The 26,598-nt window shown below is 65.6% G+C and carries 24 protein-coding genes; 17 read left to right on the top strand and 7 right to left on the bottom strand.

What is annotated here, in order from left to right; genetic code table 11:
* Positions 1–271: 271 nt before the first annotated feature.
* The 6 genes from PUN71_RS12095 to PUN71_RS12070 form a co-directional block, all read right to left on the bottom strand.
* A complete protein-coding gene (locus tag PUN71_RS12095) occupies positions 272–442 on the bottom strand; it encodes a hypothetical protein (RefSeq protein ID WP_166185493.1) in 171 nt (56 codons plus the stop codon).
* Between the two features lie 10 nt (positions 443–452).
* Entirely contained in the window at positions 453–1,310 is an 858-nt protein-coding gene (locus tag PUN71_RS12090; protein WP_277798597.1) for a hypothetical protein, read from the bottom strand.
* A 112-nt stretch (positions 1,311–1,422) separates the two neighbouring features.
* On the bottom strand, positions 1,423–2,514 hold the full coding sequence (locus tag PUN71_RS12085; RefSeq protein ID WP_277798596.1) for a DUF8606 domain-containing protein: 1,092 nt from the start codon (positions 2,512–2,514) through the stop codon (positions 1,423–1,425).
* Positions 2,504–3,718: a GIY-YIG nuclease family protein gene (locus PUN71_RS12080; protein ID WP_277798595.1), complete on the bottom strand. Its 1,215-nt coding sequence runs from the start codon at positions 3,716–3,718 to the stop codon at positions 2,504–2,506. Before PUN71_RS12080 ends, PUN71_RS12085 begins: the two co-directional genes overlap by 11 nt.
* Entirely contained in the window at positions 3,715–5,700 is a 1,986-nt protein-coding gene (locus PUN71_RS12075; RefSeq protein ID WP_277798594.1) for a DEAD/DEAH box helicase, read from the bottom strand. Before PUN71_RS12075 ends, PUN71_RS12080 begins: the two co-directional genes overlap by 4 nt.
* Complete coding sequence (locus PUN71_RS12070; RefSeq protein ID WP_277798593.1) at positions 5,697–8,414, bottom strand: DNA methyltransferase; 2,718 nt, start codon at positions 8,412–8,414, stop codon at positions 5,697–5,699. Before PUN71_RS12070 ends, PUN71_RS12075 begins: the two co-directional genes overlap by 4 nt.
* A 350-nt stretch (positions 8,415–8,764) precedes the next feature.
* Here PUN71_RS12070 and PUN71_RS12065 point away from each other — a divergent pair, with 350 nt between their 5' ends.
* Positions 8,765–9,937: a hypothetical protein gene (locus PUN71_RS12065; protein ID WP_277798592.1), complete on the top strand. Its 1,173-nt coding sequence runs from the start codon at positions 8,765–8,767 to the stop codon at positions 9,935–9,937.
* Here PUN71_RS12065 and PUN71_RS12060 read toward each other — a convergent pair.
* On the bottom strand, positions 9,918–10,409 hold the full coding sequence (locus PUN71_RS12060; protein ID WP_166185512.1) for a helix-turn-helix domain-containing protein: 492 nt from the start codon (positions 10,407–10,409) through the stop codon (positions 9,918–9,920). The genes PUN71_RS12065 and PUN71_RS12060 overlap by 20 nt on opposite strands.
* Before the next feature lie 443 nt (positions 10,410–10,852).
* On the opposite strand from PUN71_RS12060, the gene PUN71_RS12055 reads away from it, so the two are divergent.
* The 16 genes from PUN71_RS12055 to PUN71_RS11980 all read left to right on the top strand — a co-directional run.
* Positions 10,853–11,236 (top strand): hypothetical protein, encoded by a 384-nt coding sequence (locus PUN71_RS12055; RefSeq protein ID WP_056387364.1) that lies wholly within the window; start codon positions 10,853–10,855, stop codon positions 11,234–11,236.
* Positions 11,237–11,408: 172 nt separating this feature from the next.
* Positions 11,409–12,710, top strand: a complete 1,302-nt coding sequence (locus PUN71_RS12050) for a hypothetical protein (protein ID WP_277798591.1) — start codon at positions 11,409–11,411, stop codon at positions 12,708–12,710.
* Positions 12,711–12,768: 58 nt separating this feature from the next.
* Positions 12,769–15,051, top strand: a complete 2,283-nt coding sequence (locus tag PUN71_RS12045; RefSeq protein WP_277798590.1) for a phage tail tip lysozyme — start codon at positions 12,769–12,771, stop codon at positions 15,049–15,051.
* Positions 15,052–15,185: 134 nt separating this feature from the next.
* A complete protein-coding gene (locus PUN71_RS12040; RefSeq protein ID WP_277798589.1) occupies positions 15,186–16,160 on the top strand; it encodes a hypothetical protein in 975 nt (324 codons plus the stop codon).
* Positions 16,160–16,882 (top strand): hypothetical protein, encoded by a 723-nt coding sequence (locus PUN71_RS12035; protein ID WP_277798588.1) that lies wholly within the window; start codon positions 16,160–16,162, stop codon positions 16,880–16,882. Before PUN71_RS12040 ends, PUN71_RS12035 begins: the two co-directional genes overlap by 1 nt.
* A 73-nt stretch (positions 16,883–16,955) precedes the next feature.
* On the top strand, positions 16,956–17,762 hold the full coding sequence (locus PUN71_RS12030; protein ID WP_277798587.1) for a hypothetical protein: 807 nt from the start codon (positions 16,956–16,958) through the stop codon (positions 17,760–17,762).
* Entirely contained in the window at positions 17,759–18,490 is a 732-nt protein-coding gene (locus PUN71_RS12025; RefSeq protein ID WP_277798586.1) for a hypothetical protein, read from the top strand. The genes PUN71_RS12030 and PUN71_RS12025 overlap by 4 nt, the downstream gene beginning before the upstream one ends.
* 52 nt (positions 18,491–18,542) lie before the next feature.
* Positions 18,543–18,728: a hypothetical protein gene (locus PUN71_RS12020; protein ID WP_277798585.1), complete on the top strand. Its 186-nt coding sequence runs from the start codon at positions 18,543–18,545 to the stop codon at positions 18,726–18,728.
* The gene (locus PUN71_RS12015; RefSeq protein ID WP_277798584.1) at positions 18,722–19,078 is read left to right on the top strand and encodes a hypothetical protein; all 357 of its coding nucleotides are present in this window, start codon (positions 18,722–18,724) and stop codon (positions 19,076–19,078) included. The genes PUN71_RS12020 and PUN71_RS12015 overlap by 7 nt, the downstream gene beginning before the upstream one ends.
* Entirely contained in the window at positions 19,078–20,094 is a 1,017-nt protein-coding gene (locus tag PUN71_RS12010; RefSeq protein ID WP_277798583.1) for a hypothetical protein, read from the top strand. Before PUN71_RS12015 ends, PUN71_RS12010 begins: the two co-directional genes overlap by 1 nt.
* Before the next feature lie 93 nt (positions 20,095–20,187).
* The gene (mobL, locus tag PUN71_RS12005) at positions 20,188–22,464 is read left to right on the top strand and encodes a relaxase MobL (RefSeq protein ID WP_277798582.1); all 2,277 of its coding nucleotides are present in this window, start codon (positions 20,188–20,190) and stop codon (positions 22,462–22,464) included.
* A 160-nt stretch (positions 22,465–22,624) separates the two neighbouring features.
* Entirely contained in the window at positions 22,625–23,164 is a 540-nt protein-coding gene (locus PUN71_RS12000; protein ID WP_071416492.1) for a hypothetical protein, read from the top strand.
* Positions 23,165–23,251: 87 nt separating this feature from the next.
* Positions 23,252–24,046 carry a hypothetical protein gene (locus tag PUN71_RS11995; RefSeq protein ID WP_277798581.1) on the top strand — a complete coding sequence of 265 codons (795 nt, stop codon included), beginning with the start codon at positions 23,252–23,254 and terminating at the stop codon, positions 24,044–24,046.
* 25 nt (positions 24,047–24,071) lie between these two features.
* A complete protein-coding gene (locus PUN71_RS11990; RefSeq protein ID WP_277798580.1) occupies positions 24,072–24,344 on the top strand; it encodes a hypothetical protein in 273 nt (90 codons plus the stop codon).
* A 276-nt stretch (positions 24,345–24,620) separates the two neighbouring features.
* Positions 24,621–26,264, top strand: coding sequence for an AAA family ATPase (locus PUN71_RS11985; RefSeq protein WP_283532401.1), 1,644 nt, complete (start codon positions 24,621–24,623; stop codon positions 26,262–26,264).
* Between the two features lie 132 nt (positions 26,265–26,396).
* The coding region (locus PUN71_RS11980; protein ID WP_277798579.1) for a hypothetical protein at positions 26,397–26,598 on the top strand (202 nt) is incomplete at its 3' end.

Below are 26,598 nucleotides of genomic sequence, written 5' to 3'. Positions count from 1 at the left end.
CGATGTTTGTCCTCGAGAACTGCGCGCTGCATGGCAGGCGGTCCCAAGACCAGTACTGCGCACCCAGACCTCCGAGCGGGATGGCCGCGGATCACTCGGTCCCAGGACGTCCCCGGGGACCGTGTCGACAGCAGATAAGCCTGGTATACGAGGGCATCGTCACCTTCATGGTTAAGGACAGGGACCCGGGGGACTGCACACTTAAGTGTGCATGCGCGCTGACCTACGGTTATGTCTCAAAACGGACACCCCGGCGTGGGAGTTTGAAGGCTCAGCTCTCGTCGAACGGCAGGCGGACGACCTCATCGCCCGGGTCTTCCGGACTTGCTGGCGGAGCCGCGCCCGGGTGGTCCTGGTACAGCGCGTCCGAGGCGCTCTGGTCGTAAGTGTCGGAGAGGCCTGCGCCCTTGGTCCCGAGGACCTGCTCCCAGTTGAATCCCATGCACACGATTTTATCGGCCGGTATCGAACTCGCGAAGGATCGCCTCGACGCGCGCGGTGAGTTCGTCGGCGCGCTTGAGGATCTGCTCTTCCTCCTCATGTGAGATCTGCCGCCGGGGGCTGGCCTGCATCGCAGCCGCAGCAGGCCCGGGCCCAGGTGCGGGCTCCGGACCGTCGAGCAGCAGGGCCGCGGCACTGATGACCGCCGACAGCGAGGACGGGTGCATGGAGCGGTAGGCATCGATCCATCCCCAGCGGTCCACGGCTGGCAGCATGCCGACGCAGAGGTGCCAATCCGGATTGGGATCCGGCCGCAGGTGCCGGTGCGCGGAGCCTAGTTCGTCGCGGCGGTGTCCCAGGACCCGGACGGAACCGTGCGACCACCCGCTGTTGGTGCCGATCACATCAAGCCACGACCAGGTGGCGCACGCTGGGCAGGCGCTCGGGTCCTCGGCGATGCCAATCCACTGGCGCAGCTCGCGCATGCTGTCCGGCCGCAGTCCCAGCGCACCTGACCTGTCCAGTCCGAGGCCTCCGTGGGAGCGCGGTGCCAGCAGCACCGCAGTGAACAGCATCCGGCGCATCCGCAGCCGGAAGACCCAGTGCGTGCCGGGGTGCTGGATGATCGCCGTCCCACGCCGGATCAGCCGCTGCAGGGAGCCGGTGTCCTCCGTGTGCCCGCGCGGCCACGCGGGGGCCGGTGGATCTTTGGGAGCCAGCCGCCGGCGCAGCGCCGCGAGCACAGCTTGGGACGGCTGCGCCTGCTGCGAGAAACACGAGAGCGATACCTCGTCGATCCTCCCGGCGGGCACGCCCGTGACCGAGCACCAGTCGGTCCAGAGGTCGGGAAGCGCCGTCGTCATCCTCACGATTCTCCTACCGCGGCTTGGTTCGACACGAGCGTCGCCTCAGGCGAGGGTCAGGCCTGCTATTCGCGACCGCTCTTGTCCGCATAACTCTTGATGGGCCATCCGCCGATGCTCAGCTATCAAGCCCGAAAGCAGCGGTGACGTGCTCGATCGTGAACTGGTTTCGCAGTCTTGTAGCCGTGTTCTGGTTGGCGAAAAGACCCGTTTTCCGCACGGCCTGGGCTTGCGGAACGGCTCGTATCCATTCAACCGGAACAACCCATTCAGCATTGTCGTCGCTCTCATCGCCCTCGTGGCGATAATTCCCGGAGAGGTCGAGTTCACGCAGCTGTCGCTCGGCCCCGTTCACGAGAAGCGTGCTTTGGTCGTATCGCTGGGCTTCGCCGGCGACGGTACCAACTCCTACATAGCCAATCTTGGGAATGTAGGCGAAGACTCTGGCACCAATCGGCAGATTCTTGAGCGTCTGGGAGTATCTCTTGCCGCCACCGCCCGAGACGAAACCGTACTTCATGCCGTCGACCCATTGCCGGCCTGTTGGTTCTTCACCAAATGAGACGTACCAGTCAGACCCGTTCCAAGGCTCACGTGTCTTATTCTTCCGCGAGATCGCGGAAATGGACGACTTGGCTTGTTCGCTCTGATCGACCAGCCAACTGCGGGCAATGTACGAAGATCCGTTGTCCTGAAAATGTCTGAAGAAGACGACGTTGATGGGCACATCGAAGTCTTCATTGAGGAACCGCACGATGCGCTCGGTAGCGTTGTCAACGCTGGCGGCAACGATTGTGAATTCTTGTGCAGTGTTGACCTCTTCAGGAAGAGTGTCGCCGAAACGATCGGCAAACGCTTCTTCAAGAGCAAGGCCTGGACGGTAGGTGGCGAAGATATTGTCGATATCACTTCGGCCAAGGGTTGCTGCCCAGGAGCCATAATCGAGGGTTTGAGCGGCAACATCGCGGGGAGTCTTGTCGCGTTTGAGTTCGATCACGTGCAGCGACCCTGTTTCGTCCAAAGCAAGCAGGTCTACGAATCCCCCATGTGCCGTCGGAACCTGCCGGCCAATGACGAGAAGCGGCTCGCCAAGCACTGACGGGTCAGACTCGATGTAGCCCTCCAACTGGGATTCCAAGCCGATTGATACCGGCACGATCCGGCTGAGTTGGCCGCCCTCTGCCCGCCACAGGCCCATCTCAACCGCCATTGGTCATTCCCTTTTGCCGTCCGACGAGATTCTTGAGCTGAGCGTCGTAGACATAGTCGGTGATCTCGCCGGACATAATCATCGCAACGGCCTTGTTAATGATCTCCAGCGGCACCACGAACCACTCCGAGGGGTCGTAGTCGCGTCCCTTCCGGTCGACCTGCGTCAGGTCCAGACGCACCTCGGCAAACACGCGGTGCAACAGGTGCTCCAGCCACGATGCACGCACGTTGTAGAGCTGGTAGTCCGCCAGCACCTTCACGGGTGCCATCAGGTAGGTTGGCGAATGCGCCGCGTTCTTGATGCGGGTCTCGACCTTGGTGGTGGAGAAACCGATCTTGTGAAGGTCCTTCATTCCCGCGATCTGGGGGTCGTCGCTGAGCGACTGCAGCACGTAGATATGACCACTCTCTACGTCCGCGTCGAGGACCTCGTCCGCATCGTGGCCCGTCCGCGCCAGGACCTGGCCCTGCGCCTCGTACATACGGGTCATGAGGCTCTGCCTGTACATCGCCGACTCCGTGCCGTTCTCGAAGACGACGCGCAGGCGCTGCTTCTGCCTCGGCCTGCCACCAACGATCAGGTCGACGTCCTCGCCGACCTCTGCAACGAAGCACATGACGCCGCTCAGCACGAAGAACACACCCTCGCGGATGAGATCCATGCCAGTGAAGGGCATCAGCTTGTATGTGCCCTCGGCCAGCTCGGCGTGCTTCGCTTTGAACAGCGGCTCGAACAGGTCGAAGTCCTCGGCCTTCACCCGCTGGGCAACCGAGTCCGGAGACTCGGGACGCTTGATCACGGGCAGATCCGACACGTCGAGGATGCCGGAGTCGTCGCCGAGCAGATCGTCCAGGTCATCGCTCTCAAGAAGATCGTCCAGCGACTCAGGTGCTGCCTCTATTGCCAGCAGCTCGAACTCCGTGTCGAGGTGTTTGAGCGCCGCGATCTTCTCGTCGTTGGCGAGGATGCCCTCGAGCCGGGCCCCAAGCTTCCGCTCGGCGATCTCTCGGGTCGCCGAGCTAGGCAGACGCCCGTGCGTCCGGCGGAACTCCACGATTTCCAGAAACGCCCGCTCGAGCCGGTCGGACGAGGTTATCTTCTTGGGTTTCTCGGGCGCGTCGAGGAGCCCGTCGAGGTCGTTGTCGATGAGGTCCTGCAGGGAGGACGGTGCTGCTTCGACGATGTCGTCGTAATCGCTCATTCGCTCTCCACCATCTCAGTCGCGCGCTTCTGTGCTTCAAGCTTCTGCTTGGCCCGCTGGAGCCACAGCAGTGCGTCTGCATACCGCTTCTCAGTCGGGTCCTCGGCCCTCGGGTCCGGTTTCCGATCGTTGACCTTGATCCAGTTCTTGATCCGGGGAACGAGGGCCAGCGCCTCTTCTTCGGTGAACTCGACTCGGGTGGCCGTGATCTGGTCCTGGATGATCCGGAGTACCGAGGGAGTCACTGACTTGGAGATAACCTCGAAGGCGCGCTGGAAGGGATTCACCGAGTCGATGAGGTTGATGTTTAGCTCGTCGATGTTGACGAACTTCTCGGCCATCTTGATGAACCGCTTGTCCCCTACTGTGCGCACTTCGCCGTTCTTGATCACCGAGTCCACGACAACCTGCTGGCGGACCTCTTCCACCTGCGCCTCGGTGAGGTCCGGGTATTTCTCGCGGATGATTTTCGGAATCAGTACCTTGTTGGTCGTCTCCGCGTCGACTGAGCCGGCGGCGGCCCGCGCGAAGGTGTCGTCCTGGAGGATCGTCGCCTTCAGGTCGTTCAGATCGGTCTCCACGATCTGCTTCACGCGTGCGCTCGATGGCTCCTTGAAGCCCTTGATCTTCAGCTGCCCCGGCACCGCGGAATCGTCGCCGTCGAACTTCTTCGTCTTGAAGGTGAAGTTCTGCGCGAGGACCTGCTCCATGAGGAGCGATGCAGTGATGGCCTTGAGCATGTTGTTGACCGAGACCTTCACTTCGCCCTGCGAGGCGTCGGGCTCGGCGATGAGGTTCGTGAACTGGGCGTGGGATTTGCCGGGGCTGTCGCGGGTGACCCGGCCGATGATCTGGATGACCTCGGTCAGAGAGGCCCGGTACCCGACGGTGAGGGCGTGCTCGGCAAACGGCCAGTCAAAGCCTTCTTTGGCCATGCCCAACGCAATGATGATGTCGACCGCGTCGCGGTTTTTGGAGGCTGTGTGGGCCAGGTAGTGGAGGGTGTCGCCGCGCTTCTTTTGGTCAGTGTCATCGACGAGGTCCGCGACGCGGACGATGGTTCCAGTGTCCTGCCGGCGCACGCTGATGATGCCCGTGTCGGGGTCGGTCTCCTCGACGTGCCCGATGACATCGATGATGCGGCCGATCTCTTCGAGCTTGTCCTTCGTGGATTCACCCGAGTTGACGTTCGGGATGTGCACGATGGTTTTCTTGTCGAGGTCCAGCACTTCGCCGATCGCGTCCGTGTAGCGGCCCTGGTAGAAGTGGTGGCCGATGCCGAGCGAGTGCAGGTGCTCGTATCCGTTGAGCTGGTCGTAGTAGTTGAAGGTGACCGGCATGAACTTCGCCTCGTCCTCCGGCGAGAGCACCGGGACGGAGTCCCCGCGGAAGTAGGAGCCCGTCATCGCGACGATGTGGACGTCGCTGCCGTTCATCACGTCGCGCAGGAGCGCTCCGAGGCGGCTCGACTCGATGTCCGCGGAGACGTGGTGGAACTCGTCGATCGCGAGAACCGTGCCGTTGAACGACTCCGGTGCCAGCCTCTCGAACGCGAAGCGGAGTGTCGCGTGGGTGCACACGAGCGTTGCATCCGGCCCTTCGAGGAAGCTGATGAACGCATCGACCTTGCCCGCTGAAGAGCCTGCATCACAGAGGTTGTGCTCCGGCTTGATCTCCCAGTCCGCGAAGAAGCCATACTTCGACAGCTCAGTCGAGGCGAAGGACGCGCCGATCGATCGCTCCGGGACGGCCACGATGACCTTCTTGCGCCCCTGGTTGTAGAGCTTGTCGAGGGCCACGAACATCAGCGCACGCGACTTGCCCGAAGCGGGCGGGGCCTTGACCAGCAGGTGCTGCGCGTCACGCTTCGCGAAGACCCGCTGCTGCATCTCGCGCATGCCCAGTGCATCCGTGTTCACCGAAGCCTTCGTCTGGGCATAGGTGACGTCGACGATGTTGATTGGCTTCTTGATCGCGTTCACTTCGCGGTCCTCCGGGTCTTCTTCGCTGAGGCCCTTGCGGTCTCGGCGTTTGTCATCTCCTCATACATAGCAAAAAGGTCGGACAATCTTTGCTCGTCAGTCTCGTAGCCGCGCTTGGAGTAGATCGAGTCGACAAGCGCATCGACCTCCGCGTGCGCCTGGCGTAGGTCGACCGGCATCTTTTCAGGGTCATAGAGTCCTGCGAGAGTCTGCTCGCAGTGGTACTCCCGCACGTCGAGCACCCGGAGTGCAGCGACGGTGAGCTTCTCCTTCATCGCGTCGGACAGCGACGGTACGGGGAAGTTGTTGTAGACGATGGTGTTCGAATATTGGTAGTCCTCGCGCATCCGACCTGACACCGCGTTGACCCAGGACATGTGCATTTTCGAAATGAGCAAGGCAAATACCCAGAGCTCAGCGTCGTAGACTGCGAACCCCTTGTTGGAGATAACTGTTTCGGGTCCAAGGTATCCCACAGGGATGTAAGTCCGACGTCCCGACGAGATACTTGGCACAATGATCGAGTCGGTAGGCTTATAGGCGCGCTGAAGAAAACGGTGGGGTTCTGCTGCGTATTTTTTGGAAATACTGCTGGCTTTTTCGGCCATCCGCGCTTTCTGAACCTGGGCCACGCGCTGCTGAATGAATTGAACTTTGCGTGCCTCTTCGACCTCATCGTCGTCGATCCAGAGGCAATACCGTTCACCGCCGTTGATGAATTCCGAAGCACCGATGTACTGCTTGACGAATGCCGCGGATTCGGGGGCCATCGAGAGCAATCTGTCACGGTCCACCTGGTCCAGAATGAGATGACCCCCATCAGTTGGCTTCGAGCCGAACGCCATCGGAGGTAGCCCTGAGATTGGCTTCGTCCGGCGTCCCACGATGATGCTTGGCGCGTCGGCGAGGTAGCCGTTGATGTTGTTGGCTGAGATCTGGAGATCATCCGTATAGATGTACTTCGGAGCTGACGACTCGTTTCGCAGGCTGATCACCGCGACGGTCACACCGGCATTACGCTTGGCGTTGTTTTCCCACTTGAACGACGTGTACGCAAATCCGATCTCGACTCCCATACCGAAGATCGTGGGGAACATGAGGCTGACGTGCTCCCCCTGTGCGACGGAGTTAGTGGTGACGAAAGCCAGCTCTGATCGCGTGCCTTTGATGTAGTCGGCACCCTTGACGAACCACAAGGCGATGTAGTCAAGATTCTTCGAGAACGGGCGAATGCCGAACACCTGCTTGAACTCGGCCTTTTGCTCCGGAGTCTGCATGCTCGACCCAACATACGGCGGGTTGCTGATCAGGTATATCTCGCTGCCGTCGTTCAGGCAGACGTCGTTCCAGTCGACGCGGGCCGCGTTGCCCTGCTTGATCTGACCGGTCTCTTTCAGGGGGATGAGCGGGATCGCAATGTTGAACTTCTCTTTGAATTCTGCGTTCATCTGGTGTTTGGCGATCCAGAGGGAGAGGATCGCGACTTCGACGGCGAAGTCGTCGATCTCGATCCCGAAGAAGTTCTCGATGTTGATTCTGGACTCGGCGAATAGCACTTGGTGCTTGTCGTCCAGCTCAGCAAGGCGTTCGAGGATCGCGTGTTCGAGCTTTCGCAGCTCTTTGTAGGCGATGACCAGGAAGTTGCCTGACCCGCAGGCCGGGTCGAAGACTTTGATGTCGCTGATCCGGTCGAGCAGCGTTTCAAGTTTCTTCACGGAGTCGAAGCTCGCGTCGAGCTCGTCCTTCAAGGCGTTGAGGAAGAGTGGCTCGATCGTCTTGAGGATGTTCGGCACAGAGGTGTAGTGCTGACCGAGGTCGCTGCGCTTGCCCGGAGTGACGATCGCCTGGAACATCGAGCCGAAGATGTCCGGGTTGATCTCGCGCCAGATGAGCTTGCCGGCATTGATGAGCTCTTCGCGTGCCTTCTTGGTGAATCTGGGCACCACGTGGTCCTCGGACATCGTGAACAGCCGGCCGTTGACGTAGGGGAACGCCGCGAGGTGCTTGGGCTTGTCGGCCGGGTCTGCGGTGTCCAGCGCCGTGAACAGGTCTGTGAGGAAGTCCGCGGTGTCCGAGCCGTCGGTTTGTGTATGGGAGCCGACGGCGTTGGTGAACGCGCCTTCCTCGAAGATGCCGGTGTCTTCGGCAAAGAAGCAGAACAAGAGTCTGGTGAAAAACACGTTGAGTGCATGGCGTCCGTGCGCCATGTCGAGCATTCCGGGGTTCGCCGCCAGCAGTTCGTCGAAAAGCTTGCCCATCCGCTCGGCAGCCTTGACGTCGGCGTGCGCCTCGGCGACGTATTGGGCCTTCTCCATGCCGGCCCAGGGCAGGAAGAACGTGAAGTGCTGGTTGATGTCCCGGATCGGGATCATCAGGTTCTCGCCGGTCTTCGTGTCGATGGCCAGCAGTTCCGTGTAGTCGGTGACGATTACGAAGCGGGTGTTGTACCGGACGACCAAGGGTGACGTTTTCAGCTCGTCGATGACTGCGAGCGGATCACCGGTCGTCTCCTTGAAATAGACGACGTTCTTCTGCGCCACTTCAGTGGAGGCGTCAGCGGCAACGTTGAGGGAACCATTGCGCAGCCTGGTCACGTTGCCCTGAGGCTTGCCGTAGGCCAGCAGCAGGCTGAAAATAAACTCCCGGTCGTAGGATTCACGGCCTCCAAGCGGGGCAACGCGTTCCTCGACGGCTTTCAGGTTGAGCTTCACCATGAACCGGATTCCTCCGCGAACGTGTTCTTATCCTGGGCCGTCAGTCTCTTGGTGGTTATGCACGTGCCTCGGGGGCAGGCTGAAAGACCGTCGGTCCACGGTTTACACACGTTGTTACTCCTTACGCGGCAGGGCGGAGGCGCACTGCCTCCTCGTGATCTTATCCGGGACCTGACGGCGGTTGATTTTCCCTCACCGCGTCACGCGACGGCAATGTTCATCCTTGCCCCGATAAGAGCAGTTACCAGAGACCCGGTTCAAAGCCGCGCCGTCGATCGCGGGTATGCGGAATCGCCACTCATAGGCCATTGCGACTTGGATTCTCCGGCCAGTGAGTTGAGACTGGAGTCATGGCAGCACAGGCGAGGCTTGCAGCACTCAGCGCTCCGACGGTCCCGCTGGAGCCGGAGGTGGACGACGAGCTGCGTGAGCTCGAGGAGATCTCGCGGTCTTTGGAAGGACACACGCTGTCTGCTGCCACCCGGCGCGCCTATGCCACTGCGTGGCGTGCCTTTGATGACTTCTGTACCGGCCACGGACTGGAGGCGCTGCCTGCGCATCCGGAAACCGTCCGCTGGTACGTCGCCTGGATGTCCACGCAGCTCGATGACGACGGGCTCCCCCGGTTCTCTGTCGCGACGATCCGCCAGCGTCTGGCCGGTATCGGCGAGAGGCATCTGCGCGGCGGGTTTCTGGATCCCACGGCCCACCGCGGCGTGGTAGATCTCGTGCGCGGGCTGGCCAAGCTGCGGGCCACCAGGCCCCGGCGCAAGCGCCCGCTGCTTCTGGACGACGTGGTCCGGATCATCGCGGTGATGGAGCACGACACATATCCGGCAGGCGTGTCAGCCACCAGGGACGCCCTGGCGGTGTGGCTCGGGTTCGCAGGGGCCCTGCGCAGGAGCGAGGCGGCGGCCCTGACGCTGAACCGCCTCGAGCTGCATCCGGTCGATGGTGTCCACGTTCATGTGGGGGCCTCGAAGGCCGACCCGGAGAACGCGTTGCCGGACGTGGTCGTGCTGCCGTTCGGGGGCTCGCCGGCATCCTGTCCCCCGTGTGCGGTGCACCGTTGGGTCGTGCTGCTCGGGTTCGCCCGGCAGGACGATGCGCGCACACGGCGTCGCGGGATCATGCAGCAGCTGTTCTCGTACGGTCTCGAGGAGCACGTCTGCGGGGCCGCCGGCTCGACGGCGCTCATCAGCAGCGCCGACCTGGCCTCGGGCGCGCCCCTGCTCCGGGCAACGTACCGCAACAGGAAGGACGCCCGGATCCATACACGGGCGGTGAGCGGCGACGCGCTGCACACGATGCTGCTCTCGCGCATGGTCGAGGCGGGGATGAACCCTGCTGCCTACGGCTTCCACTCGCTGCGGGCCGGGCACGTCACCCAGGCGCGGCGCAACGGTGCGAGCACGGAGGAGATCATGCGCGCCGGCCGGTGGAGCCGGGCAGCGACGGTAGACGTCTACGACCGCGAGTTCAATCCTGCGGCACGTAACAGCGTCATGCGTCTGGGGTTGTAGACCCCTCGATGCCGGGGGCAACCGGGTGCCCGTGCTGGTCGTCCTCCTCGACCGGGACGCGGGCGTCGATGCTTTCCAGGAGGCGGAAGTCGACGACACCTTTGAGTTGAGCGCCGCCGCCGAGCACTTGAATGGCCTTGGAGAGCCGCAGCACCTCCAGCCTGTTCTTCTCCCACTCGCGCTGGGCCGCTGCGAGGTCGGCGAGGTACTGCTGCAGCTGGGCCTCGCTCTCTGCCTCCGGATCCTCGGCGACCAGGATTGCCAGGGGGACGTCCAGGGCCTTGGAGGCGGCGACCGCCTCGTCCAGGCGGACGGCGCGGATTTGCTGCTCTATCCGGGTCACCGCCGAAGGGTCGACGTTCGTTCCGAGGATCTCGGCAATCCTGCGGGCCAGCTCAGCCTGGCTGATGCCCAGGCGTTCCCTCTCCTGTCGCAGTCGGCGGGCGAAGAGGTCTCCGGGCAAGGCGTTCATCTGGTTTGGGCTCCTGGTCGGGTACATGGGCGCGAAGGGCTCAGCAAGAAGCGTATGCCGAGCCGTGCCGGAGCCGCACACCGCGCGCCCCGTCATGTGAAATCTACACGTTTTTGAGCAGAACGTCAGTCCTACCGCCGACACCTCGTTTGCGCTCGTCTTCGAGCACATTCCGGACTCGTATCCGACTCGTCACTGATACGACTATGACTGATGACTCGAATGATGTAGATTGGTCACTGAAGATGTGCACGTATACGAGTCCCTAGAGAGGGGTCGGCCGCATGATTGCAGGCATTTCGTCCCGCTCAACGGGGAGTCACGTCGCATCGGGAGAAACCATTGATAGGGCGCTGTGCTCTGTCTAGGCGAATCGGTTGTGCCAGTTCGCCTCGTGACACATGTCATGCAAGCGACCATTCGATAGGCGAGAGGAAAGAACCATGACGAAGATTTACGAGGCGGCACTCGAGCGGGTCGCCCTGCCCACCGCGGCCTGGGACCTGACGAGCTTCCTGGAGAACGCGAAGTCCCAGATCCAGCTCTGGGGCGGGCTGCTGCTCATGCTCCTGGGTGCGGTCGGACTGGTCTGGGGCGGCGTGCTCCTGATCAAGAAGCTGATGGCTACCCCGCAGTCCGCGGGCCAGCAGCAGGGCTGGGGCACCATCGCCCTGCTCATCCTGGTCGGCGGCGCGCTCGGCACCGGCGGGTGGTCGCTGATCAACACCATCGGCTCCGGCGGCCAGAAGACCCTCGAGGACCTCGGCGGCGGCTCGGTCCTCGTGCAGACGGTCAGCCACGTACTGACCAGCGGCGTCCTGGGCTAAGCCCGGCGCGGCAGGAATCAACGGCCGGGCACACAAAGCGTCGACGGACCGCACCGGGTCGGTTGAGGTCACCAGGCCTCAACCGGCCCGGTGCGTCGTTTCCGGGGTCGGACGACGGCGCTGACGACGAGCAGGACAGGCAGAGCAAGGAACAGGACGAACGGGAACGGACATGGGGATCAAGGACAAGGCGCTGGCCTTCGGCAAGCGGTTCAAGCTCGACTCGCACCACGCAATCGAGCGCTTCGGGGTGTTCTTCGGCATCTTCGCTGTGATGGGGCTGGTCGTGGTGGCCGGCTCGGGTGCCGCCGCCTTCAAGGCGGGCAGCGACGCGGTGTCGCACACCGCGCTCTACAACACCGAGTTCACCTCCTCGAAGACCCAGCTCAAGGGCACGGTCGACGGGGTCTACACCAATCACACCGGCAACAGGGCACTGGTCATGATGCACTTCCCCGCCAGCGCGGCGATCTCGTACAACGCGGCGGACTACCAGGCCTTCCTGCTGGGCACCAACGACAAGCTGCAGACCGAGAAGGTCAGTACCAGCGGAATCAGGGGCACCTTCCACGTCTTCGGCTCGACCGGTTACGTCGGGGTCCTCCTGGACGCGGACCGGCCCTTCGACCGGCAGGTGCTCAACCTGACCGTCCGCGCGAACGCCGAGCTGACCTACGACGAGCGGCAGCAGAGCAGGGATGACCAGGTCGTGGGCGACTCGAGCTTCAAGAAGTACGACCAGTGGCGCGTGATCATCAACCCGGGTGCGTCGGGCACCACCGACATCCCGGCCCTGGACGCGGCCAGCTTCGACCCGGCCCGGGCCTATTACGACGTCGTGCTGAAGACCCAGGAGCAGCAGACGCGGGACAAGCTCGACCAGAAGCTGCTCGCGATGCGCACGAGCCTGAAGCAGGTCGAGTCGTACACCTCCGATCTGGCGACCACCAAGGTCGATGGGCTTTTCCTCCGTCCGCCGGCCGTTCCGACCTCCATCGCAGGTGATCAGGTGGCTGGTGCCTCGGCGGCCGAGGCCAAGGACGGGAAGGCGACGCTCGAGCTGAAGACGGGCCATGTCGTGCCCGGCGGATTCGACTTCAACTGGCGCGCGGGCAACGTCTATGCCGGCTACCTCGACACGCTCGTGCCCGCCGGTAAGGGCTATGTGCAGTTCCTCGCCGACAAGCGCGCCGAGGGCAGCGACAGCACGAGCCAGCAGGTCTCGGACATGAAGTGGGTCCTCTCCGACGGCACCGACCTGAAGAAGGACTACCGGTCCTCCGATGTGACGATGCGCCCGCTCACGAATGTGATGAACAACCTCTCCCAGGCCTACCAGGACTACGGCAAGGCCAAGTCGGAGTACCAGTCCGGGCTCCTGCTCGAGCTGCTCGGCCTGGACGTGAAGCTGCGCGATGTGCAGTCCAACAGCACTGCGAACTCGGCCGGGGACTTCCTGACCGTCTATCACTGAGCGCGCTCCACGGAGCGGGCAGTCACCACCCAGGCATCGAGCCGGAAAGGACAAGCTCATGGCCATCGACAAGCCGACGCGGCGGGATGACCCGGCACGGCGCGCTGCATCGCCCCGCGGGGACCGCAGGTCCGCCGACGGGGGTGCGAAGGAGGAGTCGCAGCCCCCTCGTCGTGAGGGGTCCGGCGAACGCCGCGCCGGGCCCCGTACCGGAGCGGCCTCCGCTCCTTCCCCGTCCGGGGATGCAGCCAAGGGCCTGCCGAAAACCCTGGGGGCCTCCCCCGCGCCGCAGCCCGTGGACCCGACGCCTGCGGGCCGCGGGTCGAAGCACCTGGGAGCCGCACCGGCCCCGGACGCAGGGGCTGCCGCTGGCAAGGCCGCACGTGCGGCCGACACAGCCAGCAAGACCAGCAAGGCTGCCAAGAGCCTCGACGGTGTCGCCGCCGGGGCGGCCGGGGGAGCTGCCCGCAAGGCGGTCGAGGGTGACGGCAGCAGCGCGGTCCGCCGCGGTGCCGGCCGGTACGCGGGAGCGGCTGCCTCGGGAGCTGTCGCCGGGGCCCAGGCCGGAGCCGCCGCCGGCGGTGTCGGCGCGCTGCCCGGGGCAGCGGTCGGCGCTGCTAAGAATGTGGGCCTGGAGACCGGCAAGGATGTTATCGATGGTGCGTCCAAGGTCACCGGCAGAGGTCCGGACGCCGAGCCTGCCGACAAGCGGCTTGGTGCCGGGGGCACCGGCTACGAGCTGACCTCGCAGAAGGAGAAGGACGGCCAGCTGCTGTCCAAGACCGCTAAGGGTGTCGCCGTCGGCGGCACCGCGGCGGCCGCTCCCCCGGCTGCGGGGCTTCTCATGGTCATGGCCTTTCTGAAGTGGCTCAAGACCATGTTCTTCGCAATGCTCGCGATGGCCGCCAACGCGGCCAGCATGATCTGGGGTTTCATCCTCGGGATCGCCAAGGCGGTGGGGCACACGATCGCCGCACCGTTCATCGCACTGGGCGGGCTGGTCGGCAAGGTGGCAGGAGCCGTGCTCGGGGTCACCGTGACGGCCACCGTCGCCCCCGTGGCCACGGCCGCATCCGGGGTGGCTGCGACCGTTGCCGCGGTGGCTGTGCTCAGCACGGTCCTCACGGGTGTGCTCGACCAGGCCGGCCTCGATGGCGGCCGCGGCTCGACCATGACCAACTGCATCGTCAATGTCAGCCGCAACGGCCCCGGCGCTGACGTCCCGGCGAACACCGAGGCGAACGCCCGGGCGGTCTACTCCGTGCTGAAGACCTGGGGTATGCCCGAGGAGAACATCGCGGGCATCCTGGGCAACTGGTCGCAGGAGTCGGGCGTGGACCCCACCAGCGTGGAGGGCATCTACAACGAGCCCTACCAGATCGGCCCGCGCAAGCAGACCGCCTGGGACGGGAACTTCACCCACATCCCCGGCCAGTCGCACGGCGGCATCGGTCTGGGCCAGTGGTCAAACGGGCGCACCACGATGCTCCTGGACTATGCCAAGTCCAAGAACCTGGACTGGTACACCATCAAGGCCCAGCTGGCATTCATGGCGGAGGGCGACAGCCCGGGGGACGTGGCCGTGTTCAAGGACATCATCAAGACCTCGCAGGGCTCTCCCTCGGCTGCTGCACTGCACTTCCACGACAAGTGGGAGCGTTCGGCCGACAACGCCTCACAGCTGCAGGAGCGTAAGGCCGACGCCGAGATGTGGTTTGGCAAGATGAGCGGCTGGACCGTCGACACCTCGGTCGTGGGCGGGGTCCAGGACATCGTGGGCGGCATTGTCGACACGGTCGGCAGCGGGATCCGCTCCATCTTCGGCAACTGCGACAGCGACACCAAGGTGCGCCCGGGCAGCCTCGTCGACGGCGGCATGAACGAGGAGCAGGCCCGGCAGCTGATCGACCTGTACAACCAGGAGGGCGACAAGTTCCTGGACGACAAGTACGGCGCTGGCGGACCGGGCTCCTGCGGCGACAACCACGCCATGAACTGCGTGTCGTTCTCGGTCTACTTCATGAACAAGTACACCTCGTTCCAGCAGTACCCGCCGGGCGACGGCATCCAGACAGCCCACGCGATCGCGTCCATGACGGGCAAGCAGGTCTCGAGTACGCCGACGGCGTACTCGGTCGGTTCCGGGCCGGGTACGGGGTCCGCGGGCCACACCCTCGTGGTGCTGGGCGTGCAGGGCGACAAGGTCATCCTCGGTGAGGCCGGCTATTGCGCGTTCATGGGCCGCGTTCGCGTTGACAGTGCGGAGCGGATGAAGTCCGAGGGGTGGGTGTTCGTCGACGTCACGGACCTCATCACCACGGGCGGCAACCTGCCGGCGTAGCCGGCGGAAGCAGGGCCGGTGTCCGGACCATCCGGGCACCGGCCCTTTCTGCGTCCCGATCCGTGCGCAGTGACCTGTCGAATGGGGCAGACTCGTTATTGAATGACCATTGAAGATAGACTTGGGAGTCATATATGAGGACAACGCGAGAAAGGGCGGGCATCGTGACGAGTGCGGATGATGATGCGCATGGCAGGGCCGGGGACACGGTCAAGGACGAGGACGGCGCGCCGAAGAAGCTGAAGGCCCCTGCCACCCGCAGGCGGGTCAGCGGGGTCGAACTCGAGGCCCGCTTCGAGGGCTGGCGCTCCGAGCGGCGCGGAGAGCGGCAGGCACGCACTCCCGAGGAGTCGGCGCGGCGGACGCGCCTGGTCTTGAGCGCCGCAATGGGCATGGCGATCCTCGGGCTGGCGGCGGCCGCGGGAGTGAGCGGCAAGGGATTCGAGGCGGAGCACGCGGCCAACGCCGACCGGATCTCCGCGCTCCAGGTCCAGATCGAGGATGCCAGGAGCACTCCGGTCGCCCCGGATCTGCCCGGAAAGATGACGCGGCTGATGGAGGCAGCCGCAAAGGACGCCCAGAAGGTCGCGGAGGCCCAGCAGCGCTTCGCGCAGCTGCACCACGAGGCGGCGACACAGCCCAATGCGGGCAACGGTACGCCGAACGCGGCGACACTGCAGATCGCCGAGCACCGCCGGACGCTGGCACCCCTGTTCAGCCCGCGCTCGTTCCTGGCCGACGAAAAGGGGGCCTACTCCTGGACCTCTGTAACGCCGTTCGACCCGAGCACGCAGATCGACCCGCGGTTCCCCTGGTACGTGCGCTACGAGGGTTTGAAGGCTTCCTCGCCCGGAGCATACGCCTGGTCGGTCGAGTCGGTGATGCCGGACCTCGCCACCCAGGACGCCACGGGCACCACGCGCACGGCGCGGGTGATCTGGCTGTGCCGGGACACCGCGGGTGGACAGGTGCTGGCGTGGGCGAACGCGGCCTACTCCTCTGACGGGAAGGCCGGGACTTTCGCCGATCTCAAGGTCGTGGTGACCGCCGCCGGCGCGGAGCACCGGCAGGGCGCATCGACGACGGGCAACGCAAGCGGAGAGGGCTGATGATGCAGGAGCAGCAGATTGACGGCACGGACGAAACGGCAGCGCCGGGATCGGGCTTCATGCGGCGCAACGCCCTGGTGGTCGGGGTCGCGGTACTGCTGGTTACCGCCGTGACGGTGACCGGTCTGACATGGGGGTCCCAGCGCAGTGCACTGGATCAGCAGCAGCAGACAATCACGGGCCTTCAGGGTCAGCTTGCCTCGTTCGGGACCGCGAAGTCCGAGCAGGTCGAGCAGGATGTCATGCAGTCGCTCGGCGTGAGCCAGAGCCGGATCCACGACGACACGCAGATCGTGGACCGCCTGGTGAAGACGGCATTCACCTGGGACTCCGGCCAGGCCTACGAGGCCGCTCGCCGGGACCTGAAAGAGCGCTACCACCTGTCCGAGGACGAGCAGTTCCTGAAGCAGTTCATGCCGCCGGCGCGCTTCAACGAAGACGCCTCGGGCAAGCGCTACTACTACATCGACACGCAAGGGCTGAACTCGGCGGTCAATGCCGACGCGGACCTCGAGGTCGTGAAGGTCACCGCGGACGAGTACACGTATGCCGTGCAGGTCGAGGTGGCGGTTACCTCCGATGCGGTGTCCCAGAACAAGGTGGCACCGGACCGGGTCAAGTCGTACCGGACCGTGCTGGTGTACCTCACCGTCGACGCGCAAGGGAAGGTCTCTGGTCTGTCCGCCATTCCCGCTGGCGGTTCGACTCGTCATTCCAGATGATCCGACTCCCTTTCGACTCATCTTCTTGATAGAGTTGTACTAGTATTCGAGACGAAGAGCGAGTCGAGGGGCAATGGCATCGACAAAGAGCGGCGAGTCGGGTGTGCAGGCTGACAAGCCTGTCCGCAAGACCCGCTTCGTGGCCGCGCCGGACGCCGGTGCGGCACCGGGCGACGCCGACCCCACTGGGGACGGAAATGTCCCGGGTGCGCTGATGAGCCGCCGGGCGGCCATCGGCGGGGGGTGCATGGGGGCAGCTGCGCTGCTCTGCTTCCTGGTCGGCGCAGGTTTCTCTGGTGGCGAGGCCACCGTCAGCCACGACAAGGCTCAGCAGATCGTCTCCCTGCGCGAGCAGATCCGCACCGCCGAGGTGCGCACGGACGCCCTCCCGGAGGCCACGGACGCTGACCGCGCCCTGGTCACGGCACAGGGAGCTGCGGAACAGATCGCCCGGTTGCAGAACGAGTACCGCTACCTGACACCCTCGGTGGCGGACTCGGGCGGGACGCTGGACCAGGCTGCCGCCGAGCCGACGCGCCGGAACCTCACCCCGTACTTCGCTCCCGACGTCGGGCAGGCCACTCTCCAACCCTGGTACCTGCTGGCCTCCGACAAGGACGTCGCCGCGGGCAACGAGATTCCGATGAGCTTCGACTCCGGCTTCAAGTGGGTCGCCCAGCGCCCTTACTCGGTCGAGGTGGACGGCACTATCCGGGTCACCTGGTTGGCGGTGCAGACCCGTCCGGCGGCTGGGCACGCCCCGGCGGTACTGGCCTGGGCCCGGGCTGACTACGACATGACCCGCAAGAGCTTCTCCGGGGTCCAGACCGGAACGACGACCACGGGCGAGGCCCTGCGGCAGGAGGTGAAGGCACCGTGATCGAGGACGTGAAGGACTGGGTGCGAGCGAGGGCCGGGAAGGTCCTGGTCTGCAGCACCGGAACGCTGCTGGCGCTGTCGCTGCTCTCTCTGGCCCCGGCGCTGCTGGCCGACGGTTCGGCGGACGCCGACGCCAAGGCCGACCAGCTCATCGTCCAGCTCCAGGCCAAGCAGGAGGACGCGCAGGCGGCACTTGAGACCAAGCACGCCCGGTTGCTGGCTGCCCTGCCGGGGATGGATGCCGAGCGGGCCGACCGGGACCGGGCCGCAGCGCGCTCGGTGCTGCTGAGCCTGACGGATTCTTCGGCCGCCTCGCGGACCGTCAAGGAGACGCAGGCCGCCCTCGACGCCCGGTACGGGTTTCTCGGGACCTCGTCCCGGACCCTCACCGAGTTCATCCCGGAGTGGATGGCAGCGACCGGTGCCGGAAAGGGCGCGGGGACGGCGTACCAGCTGGCCGACTTCGACGTCGACGTTGCCGCGGTGAAGGGCCTGGACTACTCCTACATCGGAGTGGCGCGCCTGGACCCGGTGTCCGCCGACGGCAAGTCCACGGCCAAAAGTGAGTACGTGGTCTTCACCTTCGCCACCGGACAGGACGGCACGGTCGCCTCGTTCGAAGCGTACCGGGCCTCGGGCCGGACGCGGGACCAGCTTGCCGCGCAGAGGCCACCTGCCTCTGCTTCACCGGCCGAGACCGCCAGCCCCGGACCCAGCCACAGCGGCTGACCGGCGGGACACCCGCACAGACACGACACGACAACAACGAAGGACGAGACAAATGACGATCCAGACTCTGGACAAGACCGGCAGCGCGACCGAGCACGAAGCCCGGGTGGAGGCTGCCACTGCAGTCCCCGTCGAGAGGGCCCCGGCCAAGCCGAAGGCCGGGCGTGGCCCTTCGAAGCTGGCCGGCGCGCTGCGCCGCCTGGCCCCCGGGAAGGGCTCCGGCGGTCGCCGGTGCTGATCTGGGCGGTGTTCTTCCGCTCGGTCGTGCTCATCGCCGACTACGTGCTGGCCTCGATGACTGCGATGGTCGTGATCCCGATGCTCGGCGCGTGGCTGCACCGGCAGTCGGGCGCAGCAAGCGGCGACCTGACCATGGCCGGGACCGTCGCGATGTGGATCGCCCCGCTGCTGTTTGTGGTCCTGTTGCTGGCCGCCGCGGAGATCGCCGCGATGCGCGGGATGTGGCGCTGGTCCACCCGCCGGATCCAGGCTGTGCGCGACGCCCGCACCCCGGCGCTGACCCCGGCCACCGCCGCCCCCAGGACCACCCGCCCGAGCCAGAAGACCAACCGGAAGAGGAGCAACTGATGCGCACTGCTGGACTGATGATGAATGACGTGTGGGCCGACCGGGCCCTGCGGGAGCGTGGCGTGCAGGCGCACCGCTACGACGGCCTCGATGCCCAGATCGGGGTGCTGGTCGACTCTGTCGAGCTCAAGCACCGCGGCAAGGAGGAGAACTACCGGCCCTATCTGCACGTCGTGGGCGAGCTGCGCTCGATCACTCCCGCCGAGCCGCTTCCGTACGGGATCACCCAGGTGACCTACTCGCACGGCCAGGGCGAGAAGGTCGACGCCTTCTACGAGTTCGACGACGAGCAGCTGGTCGCACTGGCGGCCAAGGGCTACTTCAGCCCTTCGTTCACCGTGCCCGACCAGCTCACGGGGATCGAGTGGGAGCTGCCCGCCAGGGTGGATGCCCTCGTGCTCACCCCGTCCGGGGACCAGGCCGATGCCCCCGTGGTCTTCATGAACGTGCACCGCATCGCCGATCTCGAGATCGACCTGGCCTCCACCGAGTACGACCTGGCGGCCTACTTCGCTGATCGCTCCAAGGATGGTCATGGTTCGGTTGAGTCCGTCGTCGACCAGCGGGGCCTGCGGGCCCGCTCCGACGCGATCAACTCGCTGTTCAGCGAGGACGAGCTTGACTTGTTCGCGCAGGCGGAGAACCTCCAGCGGCCGGAGGCGCAGCAGCCGGCTGCCGAGGGCGTCACCGCGCAGTTGCTGGCGGTCGAGGCCGAGATCACCGCGGAGCGCGAGCGGTATCAGGCTGAGCTGGAGCGCACTGAGGGCACGCCCGAGCACCTGTATCACCAGCGTGTGGCCCCGGCCCTGCACCTGGACGGACCGGAGGATCCTGCCGTCCCTGCGGACGCGGAGCCGGATGCCAGCGCGACCCACGATCTGGACTTTGGTCTGGATGAGGAGGCCACCGGGCAGGAGGTGCCCGCGCCGACGCTCGAGGAGCGCAAGCGCGAGGCCTCCCGCCGCGCCGCCGACCTTGACTTCGGCGAGGAAGACGGGCACGGCCTGGGCCACTGAGGCCGAGGCGGGCAGAGCAGTCAGGACGGGCCCGGTCGCTGGAGGACAGCGGCCGGGGTTCTGTGCATTCACACGACGGAGGGATGAAGCGGGATGGGCCTGAAGCAGTCAGTGGTCATCGTCAACGAGTTCAGTGTGCCGCTGCCCGGCGGCAAGGGGTCCCGGGGCGGCACCCCCGGCGACTACGTCACCCGGTACATGGCGCGCGAGCAGGCGACTGAGTCGCTCGCGCCGATCCAGCGGCTGCGCACGGACGACTTCATCCTGCGCTACATGGCCCGCGAGAGCGCGGTCGAGCGCGCCGGGACGAGCAGGGTCGAGGCCAAGACGATAATGCGCCAGGCCCAGGGCGATGGCGGCGTGGCTTTCGGCTACGGCTCAGTGTCGCTCTCCGACGAGCAGCTGCGGGCTGCGTCCCGGGACATCCAGAAACACTTCGAGAGCGGCAAGACGGTGCTGAAGACCGTGCTCTCCTTCGATGAGGAATACCTGAAACGGCACCGCATCGTCGGCGAGGACTTTCACTGCGAAGGCCGCGGGGACTACCGCGGCCACATCGACCAGATGAAGCTGCGGATGGCGATCATGCACGGGCTGGAGCGGATGAGCTCGGGCACGAGCGGTTTCGACGACCTGCGCTACGTCGGCGTGATCCAGGTCGACACCGAGCACGTCCACTGCCACCTGGCGATGGTCGACGCCGGACACGGCCACCTGGCCAAGGACGGCACCCAGCGGGGCAAGCTTCTGGACCGGCACAAGTCCCGGTTGCGGCGCGGCGTGGACGCCTGGCTGGACGAGAAGCAGGCCGTGACGCACCTGTCCAGCGCCGTCGGTTACGAGCGCAGGAACGTGACGACCTTCATCAAGCGCTGGGCACACGAGCGCATGCGCTCAGAGGCCCTCCCCCAGTTCCTGCTGGCCTGCCTGCCCGCCGACCGCTCGCTGTGGCGCGCCGGAACCAACGATCTGCGGATGCGCAAAGCCAACCGTCTGGTCTCCGAGCTGGTGGCCGAGCAGCTGGAGCGGCCGGGCTCTCCGCTGCCGGCGGCAATGGAGAGGGTCGTGGAGTACGCCAATCAGCGTCGCAAGGTCGAGGGCCTGCCCACCGACGCGTGGCAGCGCCTGGTCGACGCGGGTCGCAGCCAGATCACCGAGCGGGCGGTCAACGGCGTCTACCAGATGCTGCGCGCCCTGCCCGAGGAGGAGCTGCGGGTGCGTACGCCGATGCTTGAGGTGATGGGTATGGACTACGCCGAGATGGCCGCCCTGGCCGCAGAGCGCCAGCAGCAGCACGGCAGCTCGGAGGACGATGTCGTCTCCTTCGGCTTCCAGCTGCGCAGCTATGCCTCCCGCCTGCAGCATCACAAGTCCAAGGCCAGCGCCTACCGGGACCTGGCACGGCAATGGGAGCGTGCCGAGAAGGCCGAAGTGGCCGTAGAGGACTCCCGGCCGCTCTACGACTTCTACCGCTACGAAGAGGACTGGCACCGGCGGGTGATGAGCAAGTACCAGCACTTCCTGCCGTTTGTCGGCGACGCCAGCCAGTGGTACGCCCAGCAGCAGGAGGTCGCCGCGTACGGCCAGCGCCTGCTCTCGCTGATGGCGCTCCGCCAGGACGCCTCGCTGCAGCGGATGAAGGACGCCGACCAGGCCGAGGAGATGGGCCGCGAAATCTACGGCCAGCCCGGCGGACGGCACCTGACCGCGGGCAAGGCCGGACGGGCGGTGCTGGACGCGCGCATCGAGACGATGAAGCAGGTCTACGACGAACGGCTCCAGGAGCTGCGCACCGACCTGGCCGACTCGGGGCTGGTGCTCGTCGCCGGTCCTGCTGACCAGCGCAGCGCCGTCGCCGGCGGGGATCCGGCGCTCTCCACCCAGCTGTCGATCGAGACCGGGACGGTACACCCCTTCGACGAGGTCAAGGCACTGGACCTGCATCACCTGGGCTACGACTTCGTGGCCGATGTCGAGATCGGCGAGCGGGCCCGGCGGGAGTTCACCGCAGCCGCGGCCGAACGCCGCCGGCTGCTGCTGGCGGCCATGGAGTACCTCGACCAGTCAGGCCAGTCCGAGGCGATCGCCGACCTCCCGGTCGACGACATCGCCGCGATGACCCGGGTCTCGCGGGAACTGGTTCCGGTGGAGGACGGCTCCACGCGGCCGGTTCTGCGTTCGAGGATCGCGGCGCTGCGCGAAGAGCAGGAACAGGCGGCCCGGATGCGCCGTTCGAAGGCCTCCTCGCTCGACGCCGGCCTGGTGGTGCGTGTCCAGCAGCGGGTCGACGCCGCGGTGGCTGGTGCCGGGGTCCTCCCCGGCCCCGAGCAGGAGCCGGCAGGCCGGTCCGACGATATCCAGCACGAGTAGGGACACGAGTCGAAAGATCATTCGAATGGTTGCGGAATGCTCTATAGGAGTATTAGTGTATAGAGCAGTTCGGCACTGCACTTCGGGGCTTTGCTCGGACGACGTGAATGATCAAGGCCGTTCTGCCGAGTGGCGGACGGAACGACGAAAGGACGAGATCATGGCACTTCTCAAGGGCAAGGGCGCAATGACCGGGGTCAACCTCATCGCCAAGGTCTATGACAACGGCGCGACCAAGGACGGCAAGTCGCACTACGCCGACATCCAGGTCGACGCCCGCGACTCGCGCGGACCGGAGCAGAGCAACCTGCACCTGAAGTCCGAGCGCGTGAAGGGCCCGGACGGCAAGGAGCGCTTCGCCAACACCGCCCCCTACTCGGTGGGCCAGCTGGAGGAGATCGTCAAGGCCGCGGGCCCGAATACGGAGCCGCTGCTCAACAAGGACGGCGAGAAGGTCGGCACCGTCTACGGCTTCAAGGGCAACGTGATGCCGGCCTCGCGCGGCACCGGTCTGGTGGTCAACACCAAGTCCGTGGAGGCCAGCGACTTCAAGGTCGACGCCAAGACCCTGGACAACCAGTTCGCCTCCATGAAGGCGGCCAAGGAGGCCCAGGCGGCTGCCAAGCAGAGCCAGGCCGGTCCGGAGCAGACCGCCCAGGCCGAGCAGGTCGTCGAGGCCGAGGCCCCCGCGGTCGGCTGACACCGATCCACGGCTCAGCAGAACTCATTGAAAGGCCCCCGGAGAGACCTCTCCGGGGGCCTTTCGCATAGAGAGGAACGAATCACCATGGCAGATCTCAGTAAAGGTTCCCAGGGCCGACCGGAGCACGGCCAGCGCCCGACGTCGTACACGCCCGAGCAGCTGGCGGCGATCCGCGGGGCCAGCCCCGATACCGGAGAGCAGCGGGGCCCGAGCTCGCAGGCGGGCCTCGGCGCGGTGCGGGGTCCCCGATACAGCGTGCCCTCCTCCCCCGCCCCCGGCCAGCCGGGCTCGAGGTTCAACCCCAACGTGGTCGAGCGGCGGCCGCGCCCGCAGGCTGAGCCGGCACCGGGGATGATCACTTCAGCGGATGTGCCGAAGCCGGAATCGTCCCGGCAGGAGCAGCCCCAGGCGAAGCAGGCCCATGCCGGCGGCACGGTTCAGGGTCCGGTGAAGGTCCCGCTCACCCAGCGGGCCGCCGGGTCGAAGCTCGGACAGGCCGTGCAGTCCGCGGGCCTCCGCGAGGGAGCCAGGCGGCTCGGCACCGAGGCCATGCAGGATGCCGCGGCCCACGCCCAACGTGCCCAGCAGTCTGGTGCATCGACCAGGGGCGTCGCCGCCAGCGCCGCCAGGGGAGCTGCCTTGGGTGCAGCCCGCGGGCTGCACACGGAGCTGGCCGGACATGGCGGACAGAAGGCCCCCCAGGGCTCCGCTGCCGGGGCGGACCTGGTCGGGCGGATGGGCTCGGTTGTCGGCCGTGGTGCTCAGGAGCAGCTGCCGGGCACCTCGCCGCAGGGACGGAAGCCGGTCAGCGAGAGGTACGACTATCAGTTCGAGGACCAGGGCGGGCCCGTGGGCACCGAGCAGCAGCGCGGGGCCTGAGACAGGCACGGAGGAGGAGAAGGCTATGGCGACGAACCATCCCAGCCCACTGAGCGGCACGAGCCTGCTGGAGCTGGGCCTGGACGAGATCACGGCCCCGGACGAGGGCAAGGACATGTGGGCGGAGGCCGGGCGCGCCCTGGTCGACCGCGTGGGTGCCTCGATGCGTCAGCAGCGCGAGGCGAACGAGCGGGCACGGTGCGACCGGGAGTCCAGCAGGCCGCTGAGCGAGCGGTACGACTACCAGTTCGAGCAGGGTGGGGCTTCGTCCCAGGAGGACCGCCTGCAGGGGCTGTGACAGCACCCCTACGGAGTGAATGGCCAGGAGGCCCCCGGATATGAGTCTGGGGGCCTTTCACTGTCCTATCACAGTCGAGCCGAATGGTGTCATGATAGACTTTCGACTGATCTATCAAATGAATTCAAGTCTTGGCGAGAGGTCTTCCACGGCATGTTCCATGAAGTGCACCTGAATGAGGGCTATCCGCTCCTGTCGAAGCTGTCGGACCCGCTCAAGAGGGCCGAGCGCGAGATCGTCGGCCGCGAGCACGAGAAGCTCCAGCTGCTGGCCTCGATGAGCAGGCCGGAGCTGTGCAACGCCCTGCTCCTGGCCGAGGCAGGTACGGGTAAGACCGCTCTCGTCCAGGCCACGATGGCCGCTGACGCCGAGCGGCTCTATCTCGAGGTCGATCCGTCCCGGATGATCTCCGAGGCCGGTGACTCGGACCGCATGGCCGCCATGCTCAAGGGCTTCTTCGACGAGGCCGAGCACTTCGTGGCGGACGAGAAGCAGGAGCTGGTCCTGTTCATCGACGAGTTCCACCAGATCATCCAGCTTTCCGATGCTGCGGTTGAGGCGATCAAGCCGGTGCTGGCCGCCTCCGGGGCACGCGGCATCCGAATCATCGCCGCGACGACCTATGACGAGTTCCACAGGCACATTGCGCCGAATCAGCCGCTGGTTGAACGGCTGCAGCGCATCAACCTGACGCCGCCGGACCAGGAGACGACGATCCGGATTCTGCAGGGCATGGCCGAGCACTACGACGTCGCCGACCAGTTCTACGACGACCACATCTACCGGCAGATCTATGAGTACACCGAGCGCTACATGCCGGCGAGCTCGCAGCCGCGCAAGTCGATCCTGGTGCTGGACAGCATGGTTGGCTGGCACCGCCTCACCAAGCGGGCGCTGGACCGCGATCTGCTCTCGGACGTGCTCCAGGAGTCTCTGGGCGTCAACGTTGCCTTCAAGGTCGACGGCGCGAAGATCAAGGAGCAGCTGGACTCGAAGGTGTTCAGCCAGGACCTGGCCACGCGTGCGGTCGCGCGGCGGCTGCAGCTGTCGGTCGCGGACCTGAACGACAAGGGCCGGCCGGAGGCCTCGCTGCTGTTCACGGGGTCGACCGGCGTGGGTAAGACCGAGCTTGCCAAGCAGCTGGCACGGCTGCTCTTCGGTGACGACCAGCGCCACCTGATCCGCTTCGACATGTCCGAGTACGCCCAGGACTCCTCGATGGACCTGTTCCGCTCCGAGCTGACGAAGCGGGTCTGGGACCTCTCGCACGCCGTACTGCTGTTCGACGAGGTCGAAAAGGCCTCGGCGATGGTCACCCGCCTGCTGCTGCAGGTGCTCGACGACGGCCGGCTCTCCGACGACAACAACCGCGAGGTCAGCTTCCTGAACACCTACATCGTCATGACGACGAACGCAGGCTCGGAGATTTACAAGACCATCGCGCAGTATGCGGCCGACGACACGGGCTCGGGCGAGCAGCTGCTGAAGTACGACAAGCTCATCCGCCGCTCGATCACCGAAACCTCGGCGGATAACCGCTTCCCGCCCGAGCTGCTGGGCCGTATCGACGCCATCGTCCCGTTCCAGCCGCTCTCGGAGGACACGCAGCGCAAGATCGTGCGCAACAAGCTGCGACACATGGTGCAGGAGGTCCTCATCAAGCACAACGTGCGGGTGGACATCGACCAGAGGGTCCTGCAGTACCTCATCGACGACAAGGGCGACACCGACTCCAATGCCGGCGGTGCCCGTGGCGCGGTGGCGAAGATGACCGACGAGGTCACCACCGGAGTGGCGACGTTCATCAACGAGCATCCCTCTGAGCGGCGGATCCGGATCGACGTCGTCGGCGAGTTGGCGAGCGACCACAAGGACATGCTCACCTCCGATGCGTGCATCGAGGTGAGCGCCGTGCGCTGATCTGCGCCAGCGGCCATTGCGGGCCATTCGGCGTCGTGTCGGATTGCCTATCATTGCACCTATCGACTCATAGGCGATAGGATACTCATATACCAGGCGAACTGCGTTTCATCATCGAAGGGATCGACACCAATGGGCATTCTGGGCACGGCTGCGGGAAGCCGGAACAAGGAGCGGAAGAAGAAGCCTGACGAGCTGCTGTCGTCTGTGGTCAGGGAGACGGCGATCCCCGCAGCAGTCGAACTGCTGCGGTCGAACGCGAAGTTCGTCTTCCCCAGCGGCACGGCGTGGGTCATGCTCGTGCTGGCCGCCGAGTCCATCGGCGGGCTGAGCA

It is taken from the genome of Arthrobacter sp. NQ7 (genome assembly GCF_029581595.2).
GTDB classification, from domain to species: Bacteria; Actinomycetota; Actinomycetes; order Actinomycetales; family Micrococcaceae; genus Arthrobacter; species Arthrobacter phenanthrenivorans_B.
Note: the sequence above shows the minus strand (reverse complement) of the source record. Positions and strands in the feature narration are given on the sequence as shown.

What these genes read in the sequence shown, in the direction of transcription:
- PUN71_RS12095 (WP_166185493.1), bottom strand. Translation starts at nt 442, where the DNA reads ATGGGATTCAACTGGGAGCAGGTCCTCGGGACCAAGGGCGCAGGCCTC.
- PUN71_RS12085 (WP_277798596.1), bottom strand. Translation starts at nt 2,514, where the DNA reads ATGGCGGTTGAGATGGGCCTGTGGCGGGCAGAGGGCGGCCAACTCAGC.
- PUN71_RS12080 (WP_277798595.1), bottom strand. Translation starts at nt 3,718, where the DNA reads ATGAGCGATTACGACGACATCGTCGAAGCAGCACCGTCCTCCCTGCAG.
- PUN71_RS12070 (WP_277798593.1), bottom strand. Translation starts at nt 8,414, where the DNA reads ATGGTGAAGCTCAACCTGAAAGCCGTCGAGGAACGCGTTGCCCCGCTT.
- PUN71_RS12065 (WP_277798592.1), top strand. Translation starts at nt 8,765, where the DNA reads ATGGCAGCACAGGCGAGGCTTGCAGCACTCAGCGCTCCGACGGTCCCG.
- PUN71_RS12060 (WP_166185512.1), bottom strand. Translation starts at nt 10,409, where the DNA reads ATGAACGCCTTGCCCGGAGACCTCTTCGCCCGCCGACTGCGACAGGAG.
- PUN71_RS12055 (WP_056387364.1), top strand. Translation starts at nt 10,853, where the DNA reads ATGACGAAGATTTACGAGGCGGCACTCGAGCGGGTCGCCCTGCCCACC.
- PUN71_RS12050 (WP_277798591.1), top strand. Translation starts at nt 11,409, where the DNA reads ATGGGGATCAAGGACAAGGCGCTGGCCTTCGGCAAGCGGTTCAAGCTC.
- PUN71_RS12045 (WP_277798590.1), top strand. Translation starts at nt 12,769, where the DNA reads ATGGCCATCGACAAGCCGACGCGGCGGGATGACCCGGCACGGCGCGCT.
- PUN71_RS12040 (WP_277798589.1), top strand. Translation starts at nt 15,186, where the DNA reads ATGAGGACAACGCGAGAAAGGGCGGGCATCGTGACGAGTGCGGATGAT.
- PUN71_RS12035 (WP_277798588.1), top strand. Translation starts at nt 16,160, where the DNA reads ATGATGCAGGAGCAGCAGATTGACGGCACGGACGAAACGGCAGCGCCG.
- PUN71_RS12030 (WP_277798587.1), top strand. Translation starts at nt 16,956, where the DNA reads ATGGCATCGACAAAGAGCGGCGAGTCGGGTGTGCAGGCTGACAAGCCT.
- PUN71_RS12020 (WP_277798585.1), top strand. Translation starts at nt 18,543, where the DNA reads ATGACGATCCAGACTCTGGACAAGACCGGCAGCGCGACCGAGCACGAA.
- PUN71_RS12010 (WP_277798583.1), top strand. Translation starts at nt 19,078, where the DNA reads ATGCGCACTGCTGGACTGATGATGAATGACGTGTGGGCCGACCGGGCC.
- mobL (WP_277798582.1), top strand. Translation starts at nt 20,188, where the DNA reads ATGGGCCTGAAGCAGTCAGTGGTCATCGTCAACGAGTTCAGTGTGCCG.
- PUN71_RS12000 (WP_071416492.1), top strand. Translation starts at nt 22,625, where the DNA reads ATGGCACTTCTCAAGGGCAAGGGCGCAATGACCGGGGTCAACCTCATC.
- PUN71_RS11995 (WP_277798581.1), top strand. Translation starts at nt 23,252, where the DNA reads ATGGCAGATCTCAGTAAAGGTTCCCAGGGCCGACCGGAGCACGGCCAG.
- PUN71_RS11990 (WP_277798580.1), top strand. Translation starts at nt 24,072, where the DNA reads ATGGCGACGAACCATCCCAGCCCACTGAGCGGCACGAGCCTGCTGGAG.
- PUN71_RS11985 (WP_283532401.1), top strand. Translation starts at nt 24,621, where the DNA reads ATGAGCAGGCCGGAGCTGTGCAACGCCCTGCTCCTGGCCGAGGCAGGT.